Annotated in this window: 14 protein-coding genes and 2 pseudogenes; 2 read left to right on the top strand and 14 right to left on the bottom strand. The window is 56.3% G+C overall.

Features of this window, described 5'->3' with window-relative positions; genetic code table 11:
* Positions 1-201 precede the first annotated feature (201 nt).
* Positions 202-1,629 (bottom strand): histidine--tRNA ligase, encoded by a 1,428-nt coding sequence (gene hisS / locus BBOMB_RS03170; protein WP_044087188.1) that lies wholly within the window; start codon positions 1,627-1,629, stop codon positions 202-204.
* An 86-nt stretch (positions 1,630-1,715) separates the two neighbouring features.
* Here hisS and BBOMB_RS03175 point away from each other — a divergent pair, with 86 nt between their 5' ends.
* Positions 1,716-3,260: a DUF349 domain-containing protein gene (locus tag BBOMB_RS03175; RefSeq protein WP_044087186.1), complete on the top strand. Its 1,545-nt coding sequence runs from the start codon at positions 1,716-1,718 to the stop codon at positions 3,258-3,260.
* 638 nt (positions 3,261-3,898) lie between these two features.
* Here BBOMB_RS03175 and BBOMB_RS03180 read toward each other — a convergent pair.
* The 13 genes and pseudogenes from BBOMB_RS03180 to BBOMB_RS03235 all read right to left on the bottom strand — a co-directional run.
* Positions 3,899-6,380: pseudogene (locus tag BBOMB_RS03180) on the bottom strand (ATP-dependent Clp protease ATP-binding subunit); the annotation flags it as partial.
* Positions 6,381-6,567: 187 nt separating this feature from the next.
* Positions 6,568-7,581: pseudogene (locus BBOMB_RS03185) on the bottom strand (DUF3027 domain-containing protein); the annotation flags it as partial.
* A 26-nt stretch (positions 7,582-7,607) separates the two neighbouring features.
* Positions 7,608-7,997 (bottom strand): cold-shock protein, encoded by a 390-nt coding sequence (locus tag BBOMB_RS03190; protein ID WP_044087185.1) that lies wholly within the window; start codon positions 7,995-7,997, stop codon positions 7,608-7,610.
* 182 nt (positions 7,998-8,179) lie between these two features.
* Entirely contained in the window at positions 8,180-10,168 is a 1,989-nt protein-coding gene (locus BBOMB_RS03195) for a sensor histidine kinase (protein WP_081867261.1), read from the bottom strand.
* Between the two features lie 23 nt (positions 10,169-10,191).
* Entirely contained in the window at positions 10,192-10,926 is a 735-nt protein-coding gene (locus BBOMB_RS03200) for a response regulator transcription factor (RefSeq protein ID WP_044087184.1), read from the bottom strand.
* Between the two features lie 88 nt (positions 10,927-11,014).
* Positions 11,015-11,554: a TPM domain-containing protein gene (locus BBOMB_RS03205; RefSeq protein WP_238549866.1), complete on the bottom strand. Its 540-nt coding sequence runs from the start codon at positions 11,552-11,554 to the stop codon at positions 11,015-11,017.
* A 688-nt stretch (positions 11,555-12,242) separates the two neighbouring features.
* Positions 12,243-13,031, bottom strand: coding sequence for a hypothetical protein (locus BBOMB_RS03210; protein ID WP_044093270.1), 789 nt, complete (start codon positions 13,029-13,031; stop codon positions 12,243-12,245).
* Positions 13,032-13,146: 115 nt separating this feature from the next.
* On the bottom strand, positions 13,147-14,466 hold the full coding sequence (locus BBOMB_RS03215) for a BspA family leucine-rich repeat surface protein (RefSeq protein WP_044093271.1): 1,320 nt from the start codon (positions 14,464-14,466) through the stop codon (positions 13,147-13,149).
* A gap of 526 nt (positions 14,467-14,992) precedes the next feature.
* On the bottom strand, positions 14,993-16,624 hold the full coding sequence (gene groL / locus BBOMB_RS03220; protein ID WP_044087182.1) for a chaperonin GroEL: 1,632 nt from the start codon (positions 16,622-16,624) through the stop codon (positions 14,993-14,995).
* 256 nt (positions 16,625-16,880) lie between these two features.
* Positions 16,881-16,970: a 30S ribosomal protein bS22 gene (locus BBOMB_RS07835; protein ID WP_081867263.1), complete on the bottom strand. Its 90-nt coding sequence runs from the start codon at positions 16,968-16,970 to the stop codon at positions 16,881-16,883.
* Positions 16,971-17,052: 82 nt separating this feature from the next.
* Positions 17,053-17,775, bottom strand: coding sequence for a hypothetical protein (locus BBOMB_RS03225; RefSeq protein WP_044087181.1), 723 nt, complete (start codon positions 17,773-17,775; stop codon positions 17,053-17,055).
* A gap of 8 nt (positions 17,776-17,783) precedes the next feature.
* Positions 17,784-18,332 carry a MerR family transcriptional regulator gene (locus BBOMB_RS03230; RefSeq protein ID WP_238549867.1) on the bottom strand — a complete coding sequence of 183 codons (549 nt, stop codon included), beginning with the start codon at positions 18,330-18,332 and terminating at the stop codon, positions 17,784-17,786.
* Positions 18,333-18,743, bottom strand: coding sequence for a cupin domain-containing protein (locus BBOMB_RS03235; RefSeq protein ID WP_044087180.1), 411 nt, complete (start codon positions 18,741-18,743; stop codon positions 18,333-18,335). It abuts the gene before it with no gap.
* A gap of 229 nt (positions 18,744-18,972) precedes the next feature.
* Here BBOMB_RS03235 and radA point away from each other — a divergent pair, with 229 nt between their 5' ends.
* The gene (radA, locus tag BBOMB_RS03240) at positions 18,973-20,382 is read left to right on the top strand and encodes a DNA repair protein RadA (RefSeq protein WP_044087384.1); all 1,410 of its coding nucleotides are present in this window, start codon (positions 18,973-18,975) and stop codon (positions 20,380-20,382) included.
* Positions 20,383-20,411: the final 29 nt, after the last annotated feature.

The following is a 20,411-nucleotide window of genomic DNA, read 5'->3' on the forward strand; positions in this document are numbered from 1 at the left end:
GACGATACCAAAAGACGAAAACGATACCAAAAAACGAAAAAGACGTCGACCACAGACAGGACATGCGTTGCGTCGGTATACGAAACCAGCCCTTGAACGCGTCGGCGACCGCCTCATACGGGACTATGTCCCGCGACCATGGACAACCTGGACCACAGCAGGCAGCAGACGATCAGAATCAAGCCCACCCTGTCCGCGCCACTATTCGACGATGACGTCCTGGCGGGCATAGGTCTCGTCGGGAAGCCAGGAATCGACATCGGCGGCGCACTGCTCGCCGGTGACGATATTCTTGACCTCATCACCCCCGGCCTTGCCTGAAGCCGTTGACTGACCGCCATCCAGGGTCTCATCCCCCGCCTGCTCGGCAGGGAACCAGACGTATGGTATGCCGAGCTTATCGGCATAACGGATCTGCTTGCCCAGCTTGGCCGCATCGGGCGATACATCGGCGGAGATGCCACGTGCGCGCAAAGACGCCGCGATGCGGTTGGACTGCAGACGGTCGTGTTCGTTCCAGACGGCGACCAACACGGTGGCGGGTGAGACCCGGGTGGCACGTGCCCCGGCAGTATGAAGCATGTAGGAGACCAAGCGTGACAAGCCTATCGATAGACCGACCCCGGGATACTTCCGATTGCCCCGGGACGCAAGATTGTCGTATCTGCCGCCTGAGCATATCGACCCAAGCGACTGAGCGCCTTCCAGGAAGGTCTCGTACACGGAACCCGTGTAATAATCAAGACCCCTGGCGATCTTTAAATCGGCTATGACCGATCCAGGACGAATGGCGGCCGACTCGTCGACGATCGTAGCGAGAGTCTCCAGCCCCTGCTTGGCCAAGGCATATGCCTCGCCGTCTTGAGCGATCCCGTGAGCGGAACACAACCGGTCGAACTTCTCACGCAACTGCCCCCCGTCCTCGGCGCTCAGCTCGGCAAGCTCCAGACAGGCCTTCGCCTGCGACTGACTCGCTCCGCATTCGCTCACCAACAGCTTGCACACCTCATCGTCACCGATTTTGTCAAGCTTGTCGATCTCCCGCAGCACGCCTTCAACATCAGTGAGGCCCAGACCTCGATAGAACCCTTCGGAAAGCTTGCGGTTGTTCGCATGCACCGTCGCCTTCGGCAGTCCGAACGCACGCAATTCCTCCAAGGCACTGACCATGACCAAAGGCAGCTCTACCTCATAGTGCTCTGGCAGATCACCATCCGAGACGACGTCTATGTCCGCCTGGACGAATTCCCTGAAACGTCCTTCCTGAGGGCGCTCCCCACGCCAGACCTTCTGAATCTGCCAACGTTTGAAAGGGAAGGTCAATTTGCCGGAATTCTCAACCACATAACGGCTCAGGGGCACCGTCAAATCGAAATGCAGCCCCAGCCGCTCCTCCAAAGGTGTATCGGACTCGTGGCCGACTTCCTGCAAGCGGGAAAGCAGGTAGATTTCCTTGCTCGTTTCGCCTTTCTTCAGCAGACTCGACCCCTCCTCAACGGCGCGAGTCTCGATGCCGATGAAACCATTAAGTTCGAAGACCTTACGCACGGTGTCGATGACACATTGTTCCACCACGCGCTCCTGAGGAAGCCACTCCGGAAATCCTGATATAGATGCACCTTTAGCCATAATCCTCTATAATAAGGGTGACGGCGGATTTCAGAGCGATCCGGACTCCACCACCACGCCCTATCACAAGCCCAAAGGAGCTGGCCATGGCCGACGAACAAGTCACCGAAACCGAAAACAGAACCGAAAACGCCCGACAGGAAGATCAGCCGAAGGCGACGAACGAGACTGAAACCACTTCGGCGGAAAAAACACCAGCGGAGCCTGCAACGCAGAAGGATCACGATGGGTCTGCGACTTCCAACGACGAATCAAGCAATTCCCAATCTGAAGACGCGCACGAGGCCACGGTTCAGGAATCCGTGAGGAAACCTGTCGTGCCGTCGCCCGCAGCTCTGGCTAAGACCCCCGCCAAGCACCCTGTGACACCGCCCACCGTTACCTATTCGCAGGAAGATATGAAGTCCGCCGAGTCCTTCGGAAGGGTGGATGACAATGGCACCGTATACGTCAAAGACGGACAAGACGAGCGTGAGGTGGGTCAGTTCCCGGGAGCAAGCAAGGAAGAGGCGCTGAGCTTGTATGCCAAGCGTTACCTTGATTTGAAGGCAAAGTTCGATCTTTTCGCTGCACGGCTGACAAGCTCAACCATCAAACCTCATGAAATCGACGAATCCTTGAAAACGCTTAACGAAGAAAACACCAACCCCGAGGTCGTCGGAGATCTCGCGGCGCTCAGGACCCAATTCGCACAACTCCAACAGGCGGCGGAGTCCAAGAAGCAGGAACTCACGGCCGCCCGCAAGGCCGCTCTTGAGAAGGCCATCGAAGAACGCACAACCATCGTCGAGAAGGCCGAGAAACTGGCCGCCTCCCTGAACGACAATACAAATTGGCGTTCCACGGCCGACAAGTTCAATTCGCTGTTCAACCAGTGGCAGGAGCACCAACGCAACTCCGTCAGGATCGACAAACCGACGGCCGACGCTCTATGGAAGCGCTTCTCCTCGGCACGAGCAGCCTTCAACCAGCAACGACGCAAATGGGCCCAGGCCCGCGACGCCGCCCGGGAACAGACGAAGATTGCAAAAGAGGCCATCATCAAAGAGGCCAATGATTTGAAGGACTCCACGGATTGGGCAAATACCTCGCATGCGTTCAACGCATTGATGGATCGCTGGAAAGAGGCAGGACGAATAGGGCGCAGGGAGGATGACGAGCTGTGGGCTCGATTCCGCGAAGCGGCCGACACCTTCTTCAACGCGCGCCAAGCCGATCGTGAGCACACCAACACCGCCGAAAAGGAAAACCTCGCCAAGAAGGAGGAACTGCTCAAGAAGGCGGAGGCTTTGCTGCCCGTGGTCGATGAGCAGGCGGCCAAGCAGGCTCGCCAGGCACTGGCCACGATCCAAGACGAATGGGATCAAATCGGATACGTGCCACGTGAGGATATCCATCGCATCGAAAGCGGACTGGATGCCGTGGATAAGGCCATCAAGAATGTGGAGGATGCCGCTTGGAAGAAGAGCGACCCTGAAGCCGATGCTCGAGTCTCCAGTTTTGAGACTCAGCTCAAGGCACAGCTTGAAGACCTCGAAAAGAAGATCGCCGGGGAAGACGACCCTGATAAGAAGGCCCGACTGGAAGCTGAGAAGGCCACGAAGGAACAGTGGCTCAATGCGATCCGTTAGTATATGCAACCCCCTGCACACATGGATGCGCATGGGGTTGTGACAGCCGATAATGCTGAGGGGACGTACACACCCACATGGGTGTGTACGTCCCCTCAGCATTCATATCTAAGTAAAACATCTTCGCTCGAACGCACTTCGGCAACAAACGTGCCGACATCCGCATAGTATCGGCTTCCAGCTCATGAAGACAGCCACGAGTACCTCAGCCGAAGCCCCATGCTGATGGTGGTCTGCATCACCCGTCGACATGGGGCTTACCACAGGACGCATCAGCGTACTTCGGCGGACAGAGAAGGGCTCCCCAACCAAATCCACATGGTCAGGGAGCCCACCAACATTACCCACTCGTTCTTAGTCCAGATCACCAGATCCGTCGCCAGCCCGCCTTCCATCCTCCGAATCGGCGGCACCATTCGAAGATTCGGCCTGCGAACCACTTTCCACGGAAGACTGCACCAGTTGGGGAACCTTCAAGTCCGCTTCCTGCGGGGCTGCTTCCTTGGACATTGATGTTCCCGAACCGCCATCAGACCCATCCGACGGTCGGTCGCCACCGCCGTCACCGGTGGCATCACCATCGTCGTCAGAATCCGACCGCCCCTCATCGCCATCGTCGTGATTACTGATGACGGATGGCTGGAACTGCTCGACTCCGGTGAAGGTGAAGTCACCGAGAATGCCTTCGCCTTCGGCGTCCACCATAATCTTCTCGCCATCGTTCAGCTTACCCATAAGAATCTGTTCCGAAACGGCATCCTCGATGTCCCGCTGAATGACACGGCGCAAAGGTCGTGCACCAAGCAATGGATCGAAGCCCTTCTGTGCGAGCAAATCCTTGGCCTTAGCGGTAAGTTCGAGAGACATGTGACGTTCGAAAAGCCGACTGTTCAGGTCGGTGAGGTCCAAGTCCACGATCTGGCGCACCTGCGGCTCCGTAAGCTGACGGAATACGATGATGTCGTCCAAACGATTGAGGAACTCGGGCCTAAACTGCTGCTTGAGCTCACTGGTAACCTGACCCTTCATGCGCTCATAGCTCGACTCACCCCCGGAGGCTACCGTGAAACCGGTGTTGGCGGCTTTCGCAATGTCCTTGGTTCCCAGGTTGGTGGTGAGGATGATGATGGTGTTCTTGAAGTCCACCTTACGACCTTGGCCATCGGTCAGATGTCCGTCATCCAGAACCTGTAGCAACGTGTTGAAGATGTCAGGATGGGCTTTCTCGATCTCATCGAACAACACTACGGAGAACGGCTTGCGGCGCACCTTTTCAGTAAGTTCGCCGCCCTCTTCGTAACCGACATATCCCGGAGGGGCACCGAAAAGACGCGAGGCTGCGTACTTTTCGGAAAACTCGGACATATCCACGCGAATCAGTGCATCCTCGTCATCGAACAGGAATTCGGCGAGTGCCTTGGCCAATTCCGTCTTTCCGACACCGGTCGGTCCGGCAAAGATGAACGAGCCGGCAGGCCGCTTGGGATCCTTGAGTCCGACACGGGTGCGGCGTATGGAACGGGAAAGCGCCGAAACGGCCTCATCCTGCCCAATGATACGCTTGTGTAATTCAGCTTCCATGCCAAGCAGCTTCTTGGATTCCGCCTGCGTCAACTTGAACACAGGGATACCGGTAGTGCTGGAAATCACTTCCGCTATCTGGTCCTCGTCAACGACCATCTTGACATTGCTGCCGCCCTCGCGCCAGGTCTTCTCCTTATCCTTGCGTTCGGCCTCAAGCTTCTCCTGGCTGTCGCGCAATTCCGCAGCCTTCTCGAAGTCCTGATCCTTGATCGCCTTGTCCTTTTCATCGGAGATCTTGGATATCCGAGCGTCCAGTTCCTTGAGCTCCGGCGGCTCCGTGAGCCGTTTGATGCGCAACCTGGCACCGGCCTCGTCGATCAGGTCGATGGCCTTATCGGGTAAATTGCGATCCTGGATATAACGTGCCGAAAGTTCCGCGGCGGCCTGCAACGCGCCATCGGTGATGGTCACGTGATGATGGTTCTCGTAGCGTTCACGCAGCCCCTTGAGAATTTCAATGGTATCCGCTACGGAAGGCTCTTGAACCTGAATCGGCTGGAAGCGCCGTTCCAAAGCCGCGTCCTTCTCAATGTATTTGCGATATTCGTCGGTCGTCGTAGCCCCAATGGTCTGAAGTTCGCCACGAGCCAACATAGGCTTGAGGATATCTGAAGCACCAAGCGCACCATCGGCGCTTCCCGCGCCTACGATGTTGTGGATCTCGTCGATGAACAGAACGATGTCCCCGCGGGTCTTAATCTCCTTGAGCACCTTTTTCAGCCGCTCTTCGAAATCACCGCGGTATCGCGAACCTGCGACCATCGATGCAAGATCAAGCGAATAGACCTGCTTGTTCTTCAGCGTCTCCGGTACATCACCCGAATGGATCTTCTGTGCCAGCCCCTCCACCACGGCGGTTTTGCCGACTCCTGGCTCGCCGATCAGCACGGGGTTGTTCTTGGTTCTCCTCGACAGGATGACCATGACGCGGTTAATCTCATTGGTACGGCCGATGACCGGATCCAACTTCCCCTCCGCTGCCTCGGCGGTAAGGTTGCGGCCGAACTGATCGAGAATCGCGGAGCCACTTTTGTGGGACTTGTCCTGCACCCCGCCGGCATTGGCGAGCTGACCTTTGTCAGCATCGCCATCCGCCGCGGTGTTACCGCGAATGGCATCAATCGTGGCACTGCGCAATTCACCCAAGTCCACATCCATTTTGATGAGCACCTGTGTGCCCACTCCTTCTCCTTCACGAATGAGGCCCAGCAGGATGTGCTCGGTTCCAATATAGCTGTGCCCAAGCTGCAACGCCTCACGCAAGCTCAACTCCAGCACCTGGCGCGCATGTGGAGTGAAGGGTATGTGACCGTCGGACTGGGCGTTGCCCTTGCCGATCATCTCCTCGACCTGTTTGCGCGTACCCTCTAAGGTCACGCCCTGTGCAGCCAGAACCTTGGCTGCAACGCCCTCGCCTTCCTTGATCAGACCAAGCAGCAGATGCTCAGTGCCGATATAGTTGTGCTGGAGGGCTTTGGCCTCTTCCTGGGCCAGCACGATTACACGCCGTGCACGGTCGGTAAACCGTTCGAACATACTTGTCCTCTCATTATTGTCGATATATGTTACTCTACCGATGCGAGTGTACGATTATTTCCATCACGCCCGTAATTGCGCTGAGAACGCAACGCTCTGGCGCATATTCGTCCTTGCTAAGGCGGCCTTACGAAGATCCGGCCGCGCTCATGGACGAGTGAATGAACACCGTGCTTTACTGTGAGGCCTCTTCCGCTATCCTTTCGAGCAGCTCGACCTGCGCATGGTGATTCCTGCGGTTCTTCTCCACGACGTCGATATGCACATCGTCATAGGCGGGTTCCGTCTGTATCCATAGATGTGAGGGTTCCGGCTGTTCTATTTCCGAATGCTCGCCGCACCCATGATCCATCGACACGACACGACCGTCGTCGGGACTCCATTTGTTCGCGCACACACCGAACATGTCGCCCAGTTCACCTGTCAGCGGGACATAGAAACCACATGCGGAACACACGTTGCCGTCGGCCGTCTTGGTGGACAACGATTTGGGGCCATGCTGCCCCTGATACCAACGCTTTGAGGTTTCCGAACGACCGAGTGGACTCATAACGTGCCTGCGTGACAGCAGCAGCTCCTCCACAACCTCGTCAACATCCTCGCAATTTTCCTTGGCATCTGCGGAATCTGAGACCTGCTGTGCGGAGCCGGCGGATTGCGTCGGAGCCTGCTCTTTGTCCGAAGGCCGCACGTCACCATCTGCCGTGTCGCCTCCTGCCGGCAAATCACCGCCTTCGGCATCAATCGGTTTCTGGTCGATTGTAATCCCGTTCCCAATAGACGCCGACCCCTCCTCGGGTGGTGTTCGCTGGCTATACCCTTCCTCCATACGTGGATCGTCGGAATCGGTCCCTATCGAGTCGGTCACGGAAAGATCGTCGGCAGTGATCCTGTCCTTCCACGGTACCCATTTCGGCGCCAGCAACGACTTGCCCGTCGCCACCAAGACAGAATCGTTGACCGTCCATTTCTCTAATTCACGGTCGCGATACAGCGTCACCGCCCACTGCCAGCCCTCATAACCACGGATCCTGCAAGCGAAGCGAAAGTCCGTCACACCGTCCAAAAGACCGTTCGCCTGAACGAAATCACCGACTTGATCAGCCTCATCCGCGCAGTTCAACGCGACGGTACGGGCCAAACGACGTCCCTCATCGAATGCCTCCTGATCCAAACCATCCTTGCATGCGTTGTCCGGCATCGACTCCTGTGTTTCCTGAACCATGTTCAATCCTGTACGTCAAAATCATCGGCCACTGCACGAAGCAGCTTCGCCAGTTTGCGTGATTCCGCAGGCGAAGGGTAGCGATGCCTGCGCAATGTATTGCCGGCTCCGTCAAGGAGCTTGATTAAATCCTCCACAATCGCCGTCATGTCATCGGGTGACGGTCTGGTCGCCTTGATAATGGAAGCGGTGGGACCCACCAACGTCACATCCATGGCTTGGGGCCCCTTGCGCCCATCGACAATGGAAAACTCGACCTTGGTCCCCTTCCTCAACGTGGAGACTCCCTCAGGCAACGCCGAAGCCGGCAGGAACACATCGTCGCCGTCATCGCTCGTGATAAACCCATAACCTCGTTTTTGATCCAGCCAGCGTACTTTTCCGCTCGCCATCGCACACCTCTTGTCTCGATCTCTGTACTTTCCCGCACCGGCACGCCGAATAAACTCGACGGCGCCTCATGCTTTATAACACCATAGTATCCCATCTTCATGCCTTTCACCCATTTATGCGTCAAAGGCCGAAGGCATACCCACCGAAGAGAAACGCGTGCATGGGCAACGCCGAACGGGAATCAACGGGTTCGGGTCGCATCATCGCCTTTCCCCACCTCACCGGCACCGGTAGACCGTTCCTTCGAAGCGGTGGAGTCTTTGGCTGTTTTCATGGACTTCGAACCTTTTTGACGCCACGGAGCCTTGGATGCCTTGTTCGCCTTGCGATTCTGACCTACCCCCTGCTCGGTCGAACCATCACGATCGCCCATGGGCAGGATGATGGTGAGGGTAAGCCCGCCGCCGGGTGTGGTTGATGCGCACACGAAACCATGATGTGCCCGAACGACCGACTGGACGATCGACATACCCAAGCCAGTGCCTCCCTTGAGCCTTGCACGAGAAGGGTCGGCCGTATAGAACCGCTCGAAGATCTGAGGCTGCTGATCCAGCGGAACACCTGGGCCATGATCCGCAATCGCCGCGATGGCGTAATGACGGCCCGGCGTCCCTTCCAGCGGACCGGAGGATTCAAGGATGCGCTGCAAGGACTTGACCGTTGGCCGCAGACGCTGGATCGACTCGGGACCCATGGTTGTGACTATCTCGCCAAGGGCGACCTCCACAGGAGAATCAGGTGTCGTGTAGCGATGGATGTTGCCCACAATGTTCGTGAACACCTGCCGTAACCGCGATCCATCTCCCCTGATTTCGATTTCAGGGAATTCTCCCCTCTCAAATGCGAGTCGCGCCGGACTAGATCCGCTTCGAGGCACGGTACGCAACGCGCATTTCGTGATGTCGCGTTCCGGATCAAGCGCATGCAAATCGTCGGCGGAATCCTCAAACACACGGTCAAGCCGCACCAGTTGGGTGATATCGACTCCCCGGCCCTCATCGAGCCGTGCGAGTGACAGAAGGTCCTCCACAAGAACGCTCATGCGTGAGCTCGACGCCTTGATATGCCCTATCGAATCATCGGCACGCTCAAGCGCACCAGGAAGCCCACGTTGCATGGTGTAGAGCTCCGCATAGCCCTGGATGGCTGCCAACGGCGTGCGCAGCTCATGGCTGGCATCGGAAACGAAACGTTTCATCTTATTCGTGGTATCCTGCTGCTCACGGAAGCTTGACTCTATTCGTGCCAACATGACGTTAAGGGATGCGGCAAGCGACCCCACCTCGGTGTTCTGGGGTGCCGACGGAACACGCTGGCTCAAATCACCGGCCGCGATCTTCGCCGCAGTCTTTTCGATGCGCTTGAGCGGTTCAAGAGTCCGACGAACCAACACGGTCCCCAATGTGGCACCAATGAGAATGATGGCTATGCTGACGTAAACGGCGTCTTGGGTGAGCGTTCTAACGACGTCGATCTGATCGCTAAGGGATATTCCGATATAGACCACCTGAGAGACCACAAGGTTCCCGCCATCGTCGCGATCTTGCCTAGCCAAGGCGAGGACGCGCCAAGGTGCCTGTGCCCTCTCCAAGGTCGCCGCGTCGGCACCGGCGGGCACATTGACCAACCGTGATGGCGTGGTGAACGGACGCCCCAGCTCTACGCCCTTCATAGTGCCGTTGGCCGGCAACTTGGGCTCCGACACGACACCTCCTTTAAGCACCGGTACCAGTGGAGTATAGACAATCTGGTTATGGACGTCGCGATATTGCATGAAGTAGTCGTTGGGAATCCCCGAGCCTCCTTCATCGTCCTGGCGCTCGTCAAGCCAACGTGCACTGTTATATATCAGCGGAGCCTGGTCACGCAACTGGATGTCGGCCTTGTCCAACAGATAATTGCCGACTAACTGCCGGATGGCAAATGAAATGCCGAACGTCCCTATGGCCAGTAGCACGAGGATGCATGCCACAAGTTTGGTTATTAGCGGTATGCCGTCGATGTGGCGCAGAAAGACGCGATGCAGCTTCGACCAGAACGAACGGCCCACGGAATTCCGTGAGTCACCGGCACCATCGGTCGATTCGTCAAAGCCCTCGTCCGTCGTGTCATCGACGTTGTAAGCGCCCGCCTCATCGTCTTGGACACCGTCACCATGAGCAATTGCCATATCAGTCCGCCCCACCGAAAACGTCATGCCTTTTTCGGCTCGCGTATCATGTATCCGATGCCCCTTTTTGTCTCGATAAGCGGGGCGACCTTGTGCATGTTCCCATCGGCCCCCCGCACTGTCACGCCATCGACTTTCTTGCGGAGGTAGGAGATGTAAGATTCCACAATCGCCGCATCCCCGCCCCAATCATATTGCCATACATGATCAAGGATTTGCGCCTTGGAGAGCACGCGTCCTTCATTGTCCATAAGATAGCGCAGCAACTTGTATTCTGTTGGGCTCAAATCCACCGGTTGCCCTGCACGGGTCACATCGTGGGAGTCCTCGTTGATCTCCAGGTCTCCTACGCTGATCACCGGATTGTTGTCTTCCTGCTCGTGGGTTCGCCTCAATATGGCGCGTATCCGGGCGACGACCTCCTCAAGACTGAACGGCTTGGTGACATAATCATCGCCACCCACAGTCAGCCCCATGACCTTGTCTTGGGTGTCGTCACGGGCCGTGAGGAACAGTACCGGCGCCTCGATACCCTCCTGTCGGATTCTCCTCGTCACGGTAAAACCGTCGATGTCGGGCAACATAACATCAAGGATGATGAGGTCCGGCTGGACCTTCTCTATGACTTCTATCGCCTCCGAGCCGGACGCCGCCGTGGCGACTTCAAAACCTGAAAAATGCAGTGAGGCCACCAGCAGATCCCTGATCGATGGTTCATCATCCACAACTACGATCGATGCTTCTATTGGTTTGGTCATTTCTCTATTATCGACCCACTTACTGTATGTTTCCTGAACGTTCACTGTCCGTCGGGAAAATGATTCTTCCGACCTCAAACAAGACAAATCATCGGGAAGCGGGGGCACGGCCACGGCGCACACGGCCATGGCGGGCGTGACTGTTCTTGCGACTGTGATGCACAAACACCAGGCAGGACACGACACATGCCAACACGAGCAAGAGAACGCAGAGAACAATCACCACAGTTCTTCGGATCACCTGACGATCATGGTGTATCGATTTGATCTTCTCCATGAATCCAATCGCACATCCGGCCCAATCGGGTGAGCCTGAATTCTGGAGCGGTTGCAGTGCTGCCTGCGAAAGAGCATCCACGTTCTTCTGCTCCTGCAACCAACGATCTGAGTTCTTAGATACAGCGACTACCAGGCGCCCGTCATTCGAAGCCACCGCAAGCATCACGGTATTGGCTTTTGGCTGAGTGGATTCCAAAACGTCGGCAACCCATCGATCGGGATCTTTCGCATCATTGAAGTCGGCGAGGAACAGCAAACGCACGTGGACTCCAGTCTGTTGCTGCGTCGAGGCGATTTCATCGCTGATCTTCGCGGATTGGCTACCTAACAGATTCTGAGTATCAGTCACGCTTCCGTTCATTGCGGCCGACGTGTTCGATGCGGCATGTGCATATGAGCCGTACATAAAACATAACACCATAAGCAAAACGACAAAAAAACGCTATGCAACGAGGAGCCGACCAGGAATAAAAACAGCGAAGTAGCCACCCACGCCGCTGATTCTCCGAAGGTTGATACGACTGAACATCAAACGCTTCGATGCCGTTGGAATCCATGACTCATCGTGTCCTTCCGTGTATCCGCTGGTACCCGTTCAGTCTACCGCCGATCCGTTCCAAGACATGTGGAGGTTTCATGCACGACGTGGCTATCGCGAGCTACTTCCGATTATTCATGGACTAGGACTCCGACCACCCGGAAAATCCGTCACAGATCCGCCGGCGTACCGGACGACCTGCACCGTCTTGCACCTACAAGGGGGCTACGGCGAATAAGTCATGCAATTTACAGGCCAAAAACAGGAAACAGCCACCGTCAAAAGAGAATCACAACCAAACGATGGAAATCAATCGGCACAAGCCACCATGAAACCAGGTCATCAAACTGGAGGTAAACGAAGGCTTCGGTGCTCACGCTTATGCATCACATGGTCTGTGATGCAAAGGAGGACAGGAAAAGGCAGCCACGGAGACAAAACCCCGATAACGACCCCTGCACAACGCCAGCCCTAAAAATCCAATATTACACTACGTGCATCAAGAAAGAGCGGCATCGAGATTGGATTTAGCATGACGTGCCACCTTGGGCATCGCCACCTCGTTGACATCGCTACTCAACTCGGACGAACCACCACTATGACGCGCCCCGTACATGCCTGCGCTACGGCCACGGCCATCGTCACCGCTCACGCGGCCATATCCCTCGTCAATGTCACCATCTGTGCTACGGCGACGGAATCCAAGATAAATGGCCTCAAGGGCAAATCCTCCAATCACCGCTCCAGAGAGGAAGTACGGAAGCCAAGTGAAATACCTTGCTCCACGCAGACCACCGACTACCGCCGACTTTTGATTCGAACAACCATCAGCCACCTGAACTACCTGTCCAGGCGTCACCTGGCTGTTAGTTCCATAGTCGGAAATCAGACCATCATGACTACTATCAATCCATGCAACGCACATCTGATGAGAAGAGTTTGCTTTTGATCTGACCTTCCCTGACGCGTGACCGCGAGCATACGGAGAAACCTTGAGCACCGAGGAAGAGCTGTTGGTTCCCTGACTCGAACCTGTTGCACGGCGACCTGCCGACAAAGACGACACGGAGCCACGAGCATTCTGACGAAGCAGGGAAGCGGCCAGTATGGAAAGCAGTGGTAAAGAATCCGAGGGACGTGTCTCACCCGAAACACCAGGTCCATCGGGTACACCCACTGGACCGGATGGCTTCGGGTTCGAGGAGGAACCACCCGTCGGGGTCGCTGAGTCTTCGGCGTTGTTGAGCATGTTGACAACGACCCTTCCATCGGACTTCACCTTTCCCACCAGGCTTTCAGCTGTGCATTCAGTGAAAACGACTGATGATGAGGATGGGCAACCGGAGAACTGCCAACCTGAAGGAGCCGTCAGAGTGAAGGAAGGAGCGGAATCACCGCCGACATTACCGCCTTTTTTTTGTTAATACATTCCGCGTCAGACCCATCGCACGCACACTGGCATCGGTGATAGTACTGTGTATACGAACGTTTTCGTATTGAATTACCAACCTCCAAGCCGAATCAGTCCTATAATATGTCACATCACCGATGCGAGGAACGGTAGAATCGAAAAGAGTATCGCGCTGGGTTACAGAAAGATCTCCAGAATCGGTTGGAAGCCAGTATACATCACCGCCATTCGGGCGGTTCGGACTATTCGGACGGACAGAATCCAAATAGGTTCTAGGCCCCAATGTCAGCGAGGCTGGATCGTTTAAGCCAAGAAACATCTCTTCCACCTGACTCGGCTGGACAATGCTACGTAAATCCCAACCACCAAGATTCAAGTCTCCATCGATATGTCCATACACGAACAACCTATGCATATTAACTCCAGGATTAATGTTCCACCCATGAAGATTCAGCGACCCCGAGAATGTTGCATACCCGAACATGTTGGACATATCGTTGACATGGCTGGTATTCCAACCACTGAGATTCAATGAACCAGACATTTCCACACCAAGGAACATGCACGACATATTCGTCACACTGCTGGTATCCCAGTCACTGAGATCCAAAGAACCAAGATGCTTCGCATCGTCGAACATGGCGTACATGTCCGTGACATTGCCCGTCTTCCATTGTTCAATCCCGGAAAGCGTCTTCAATTGCCCATCACGAGCGAAAGCCTCGCGCAGACTCTTCAATTGGGATACGTCGACCTTGTCCAATCCCGTAACACTCTGCAACGCATCCATATAACCCAGACCAAACCTATCAGATGAAGACAGGACGATGGGCTCATCAATGTAAATCTTTACGATGCGTTTCATGTAATCGTTGGGTCCGTCCACGTATGTGTTCGCAATCAACCCAGCCTTACCGGTGACATGAGCTACTGGCCCAACGTTGGGTTCATCGGCAACGCACCAACCGGAGCCTGACGCCAAAGTCACAAGCCCCGCACATGTATCATCAGCCTGGGCGGTCACCGGCTGGGAAGCGAGCTGGGCTTTGGATCCAACCGGACGGCTCACAACGTCAGATTTGTCTGATTTCGGGTTTTCAGACTTCTCCGTCTTTTCGGATTGTTCGGACCCTGGTGCCTCCGATGGCGCCTCTTCCACTTGGGCAGCCGCGTCCGCGCCATCGACTGGCGTGTCTGTCGCAGTACTCTCATGTTGAGCCGAATTTACTTCATCTGCGGAAGCAGGTAACGAAGCGAACATGCCGCCCAACATCGCGACGGCACCTAACATCGCGATGACGACATGAAACACACGCTTCAATCTTAACCCTTCACACATAACAAACCTTGCCCTTTCATACTTATTCATCATAATAAGCCAAAGCTATGGATTTATCAAACGTATTAATCCCACGAGTAACAACATTTCAATATGAAATAACAGTCGCTATATACGCGAAAAACCGATTGCTTGAATAAGCGTCACAACCTCACTTCCAAGATCCCATCAAACCCGCATCCTTTGAATTTGAAAGGAAAAGCTATATCCATTCCATCTAGTCCACCAATCGTGAACTTGGACGAAGCCCGACCTCCCAGGCGGGATCGGACGAGATCCCGGAGATTACGGTCGATCCGCACTGAGTATGAATCGAAGCCACCGAGTTTGACTGATGAGCCAAGCCATGAACACCCAATGGGAACACAGACGGATTGTGGATGAAAAGGCGAAGACCCCTACATAAAGAACGTTGCCGGTTCGTGCGTGGCCACGCACGAACCGGCAACGTTCACAACTTGACGACACTCATCGCATCGTATGCATCAGTCTAGAAACATCAGTAACCCATGTCGGCACCTTGGCCCTGCTGCCCTGCCGCTGCCGGCGGTTCGGGCTTGTTCGCCACGACCGCCTCGGTTGTGAGGAACAGACCGGCAATGGAAGCAGCGTTCTGCAACGCGGAACGAGTCACCTTCAGCGGATCGGCGACACCTGCGGTCAACAAGTCCTCATACTCGTTGGTGGCCGCATTGAAACCTTCGCCTGCAGGCAACGCGCGTACCTTGTTCAGCACCACATCACCGGAGACACCGCAGTTCTCAGCAATCTGCTTGATGGGAGCCTCGACCGCGCGGAACACGATGGCCGCGCCTGTGGCTTCCTCATTGGTCAATGCCTTGATCTCGGGAGCTTCCTCAGCCTTGGCGGCTGCCTGAACGAGTGCCACGCCGCCTCCGGGCAGCAGACCCTCTTCAATGGCGGCCTTGGCGTTGCGCACGGCATCCTCGATGCGGTGCTTACGTTCCTTGGCCTCAACTTCGGTTGCGGCACCGACCTTAATGACGGCCACGCCGCCCGCCAGCTTGGCGAGGCGCTCCTGCAGCTTCTCACGGTCATAGTCGGAATCGGTGTTCTCGATTTCGGCACGAATCTGCGAAACACGCGCAGCCACTTCATCCTTGGACCCGGCACCGGACACGATGGTGGTCTCGTCCTTGGAAACGATGACCTTCGCAGCATGACCAAGAACGGACTGATCAATGGAGTTCAGCTTAAGTCCCAGATCGTCGGAGACAACTTGGGCTCCGGTGAGCGTGGCGATATCCTGAAGCATGGCCTTGCGACGATCCCCAAAGCCCGGGGCCTTGACCGCGCATGAGTTGAAAGTGCCGCGAATCTTGTTGAGAATCAGGGTCGGCAACGCCTCGCCATCGACGTCTTCAGCAACAATCAGCAGAGGCTTGCCGGTCTTCATGACCAGTTCGGCGATATGTACGATGTCCTCCTGGCTGGAGACCTTGCCACTCGTCAGCAGAATGTACGGATCGTCAAGCACAGCGGTCTGCTCGTCGTTATTGGTGACGAAATAAGGAGAAATATAACCCTTGTCGAACCGCATGCCCTCAGTGAACTCAAGGTCGAGGCCAAAACGGTTGTTGTCCTCGACGGTCACAACGCCATCCTGACCGACTTTGTCAAGGGCTTCGGCGATTTCATCACCGATCTCCGGATCGCCGGCTGAGATGGTAGCCGTCGCTGCAATCTGCTCCTTGGTCTCGACGTCCTTAGCCACCGACATGAGCTCCTTGACGATGACGTCGGCCGCCTTCTCAATACCACGACGCAACGCGATGGGGTTGCCACCTGCCACGACGTTCTTCAGACCTTCATGTACAAGCGCCTGCGCCAACACGGTCGCTGTAGTGGTGCCGTCACCTGCCACGTCATCGGTCTTCTTGGCGACTTCCTTCACGAGCTCCGCGCCGATGCGAGCGTAGGGATCCTCGAGTTCAATCTCCTTGGCTATCGAGACGCCGTCGTTGGTGATCGTCGGGGCGCCATACGATTTGTCCAGCACAACATTGCGACCCTTGGGGCCAAGCGTGACCTTGACGGTATTCGCCAGCTCATCGAGCCCTGCCAGCATTCCTTGACGAGCTTCCTCGTCGTATGCAATCATCTTTGCCATTCGTTCCTCCACTTATGGCTACATGTTCATTTGCCCACCGAAGTCGTGATGCCGTTCAGCCGTCAGCTGCCGATTGGCACTCATATGCTTCAAGTGCTGATGTACAGATTAGCACTCTGACACTCCGAGTGCCAACATGCGTTACGATTGCGCTGTTGGCAAGAAACACATTCCAAAAATAAAAAGCTTGGAACGTTGACGTTCCAAGCTTCAAAAACAAACACGACGCGCAAAACGCCGCCTTCAGCCTACTTCACTACTTACGCTGATGACGAGTCTTACGCAGCATTTTGCGGTGCTTCTTCTTGCTCATCCGCTTGCGGCGCTTCTTGATGATAGATCCCATCTGAAGCCTCCATTCCTAGACTGAAAATTTGCAACTCGCCTAATAATACACGCCCTAGGCGACTTTGCGCGGCCGACACTCACTACAAGGGGAACTTCCGATAGAAGCGCAACACTGATTCCTTGACACCGGTCGCCTGAAAGACCACCGTATCATTGCGCCAGAGCGCGGTGGTACGATGCATCTGCGCCTTGGGATCACCTCCCACCGAACCGGATTGACCGCCTTTTGCGGCAGTCGAACTCGATGAAGACGCCGCGGACCGGGAATCATCCTCGCGTACAACATACCGTCCCGTCGTATTCGTGGAGACTTTCACGTCGCCTCGGGATATCTGCGCGCCTTGCAACCGGCCGGCCAAATCATCGTACTGCGATTCCGCAGCCTCGCCCGACGACCATTGCGCGACCTTCAAAACGACCTCCTGGCCGGTTGAACCCGTGGAATACTTCACCGTATACTCCTCCAGTGGTTTGGAGGAACGCCAATCTTCGCTCGCCACGACGTCCATGCGGGCGAAATTGAGCACGCTGTCGGGCATCGCCTTAAGCAGGGCGGAAGCGTTCCCGGGCAGTTCCTCTGCCTTGATGGACGGCTCGCTCGGCACGGACCTGGCGGCCTCGTTGCGATGCGTCCGACCAGCCGGACCGTTCTTGTTCATCCCCCAGCCAGGCCAGAAAAACGCCGAAAACAGCGCCACGAGCATGACAGCCACCGCACCCGCCACGACTGCGAGAAGAGCCCGGTGCCGGGACTGAGCACGCGGTTGTTCGGACTGTGGATCGGATTCCTGACTATTGGACATAAACGATATTATTTCACATTGTGCTGACGCATGGAGGCTTGTTGACCAAGCGTTTCAGCCTTTTTCGCGGCTTTAGCGCCGATCTCGCCGGCCAACTCGTCATCGCCGTCGGCCACCGCGGCCCAATATTGGATTTTCAATCCCACGTATTCGCTGCGCGCCTCGAGGAAGTTACGCTCCGCCTCAAGACGGTCACGTTGGCGTTGCAACAGTTCCACTTCGCCCTGAGCCCCCACCTTGCCACTGCTACGCTGAGCCATATATTCCCGCATGTCGGCCAGCGGCATGCCGGTGGCACTCAGACAGGAGATGGTGGTCAAGGCAGCCAAGTCATCGTCATCGTAGATTCGATGACCGGAAATCGGATCGCGCCGTATGCCCGAAATGATGCCTACCTGTTCATAGTAACGCAATGTACTCTCCGAAAGGCCGCAATACAACGAAGCCTCCCGGATGGTGTGCCAGCGAGGACTCCACCGCTCGGCCATCACATCGGGAACGATATCCGCTGCTTGCGCGTCAATCGGTTCGCAGGTATCGTACTGCGTCAATGTCATTCACCTCAACTTCCCGTATTGCGCCTGATCCACCGGATCCAGCCAGTCCGTAGACGCATTCGCGGCCATGACCGCGATGTGAGCGAAGGATTCGGTGGGGCTTGCGCCGTGCCAATGCTTCGTATCGGCCGGGATGACAGCCACGTCCCCGGGGCTGAGCCGCCTGGGCTCCTGCCCCTCTATCTGATAGTAACCGGTGCCTCCAACAGCTAATAGAATCTGGGCGGCACCATGATGGACGTGCCAGTGATTAATGCAACCGGCTTCGAATGTCACGTTGCTGACCTTGACCTTATCGTCGCCTCCCAGAGGAGCAAGATAGCTTCGACCTGTAAAATACTGCGCATACGCGTCGTTGGGGGCCCCGAGCGGGAACGGGCTTGGATTATTGTTTTCGTTGATTTCAGTCATGAGATTCCTTTGTTTACGACGTTATCGTCGGCTGTCGGATCCTCACCGACGACATCGTATTGGACGACGAGACCAACTGTAAAAACTTCAAGTACTTGAAGTCAAATTTCATGCCACGCATCACCATGGGTCACAGCACGGGCGCGATTACACCTTCTTCTCGCCTGACCCGCGTCCGATTCGAAGGCAGGGCTTGCGCAAACCGTCCTCATTGGCTAGCGTCGGAGACATGGCGAAATCAACGACACAGTACGTCTGCTCGGAATGTGGTTGGAACGGCGTGAAATGGTATGGTCGCTGCCCTGAATGCGGGCAGTGGGGGACGCTCGAGGAATTCCACGAGGCAAGGCCAGCTGGACACGGCACGGCTTCGGGTAGAAACACCCGAACTCCGATAGGGGCGGCACCGACTACTGGAGCAGCAGCGGCACGCCCGATAACCGAGGTGAGCACCGAAAGCGTGACTCGCATCCATACGGGCTTCACGGAGTTCGACCGCGTGCTCGGCGGCGGCGTGGTCCCCGGCTCAGTCGTATTGGTAGCCGGCGAACCGGGAATCGGCAAATCGACCTTGCTCCTCGAAACCGCCGGCAATGTGGCCAGAAGCAGACCGCAACGACCTGTACTCTACGTTTCGGGCGAGGAATCCCAGGCCCAGGTGCGCATGCGAGCCTCGCGAATCAACGCCGTACAGCCGAATCTTCTGCTTTCAGCCACCACCGATCTAGCTACCGCCCTCGCACTGATAGAGGAACACAGGCCCAGTCTGGCCATCGTGGATTCCGCCCAGACCATCATCTCCCAAAATGTGGATGGCATCAGTGGAGGTTCGACGCAGGTACGGGAGGTTGCGACCGCACTGATCGACTTGGCCAAGATGCTGGACGTACCCATCATGCTCGTTGGGCATGTGACCAAGGACGGCAGCATCGCCGGACCTCGCACCCTGGAACATCTGGTCGACGTCGTCTGTCAGTTCGAGGGGGATTCGCAGACGGCGCTGCGCATGCTTCATGCGTCAAAGAACCGTTTCGGACCGACCGATGAGGTGGGATGCTTCGACATGTCGGGCGAGGGAATCGAGGAGGTGAGTGACCCTTCTGGGCTCTTCATCTCCACGGAGGACGCCGCTGTTGAGGGAACCTGCGTGACCTTCACCTTGGATGGGCATCGCAGCCTCCCCATCGAAGTGCAGGGACTGGTCACCAAATCGGTGTTGCCGACGCCCAGGCGCGTCACCAACGGAATCGATCAGAACAGACTGGCCATGCTGGCCGCGGTCCTGTATCGTCATGGGAAGGTCAACCTCCTGACGAACGATCTCTATGTGTCCACCATCGCGGGAGGACTGGCGAAGGAGCCCGCCTGCGACTTGGCCATAGCGGCAGCACTGGCGAGCGCAGCCAAAGCCAAGCCAATCGCCCGAACCACCTGCGCCATCGGCGAAATCTCATTGACCGGTCAGATAAGGCCAGTCCCCCAACTGGCGCACCGGCTCAGCGAGGCCGCAAGGCTCGGATTCAGCAAGGCCGTGGTTCCCGCCAGGCGATCGGCGCCGCACAACTTCAAGACCATCGATGGGCTGCAGACCGTGGAGGTCTCCTCCGTGCGGGACGCATTGAGAGTTCTCCTGGAATGATTTTCAAACACGACTGGTGACCCGTCGAA

It is taken from the genome of Bifidobacterium bombi DSM 19703 (genome assembly GCF_000737845.1).
Taxonomy (GTDB): Bacteria; Actinomycetota; Actinomycetes; order Actinomycetales; family Bifidobacteriaceae; genus Bifidobacterium; species Bifidobacterium bombi.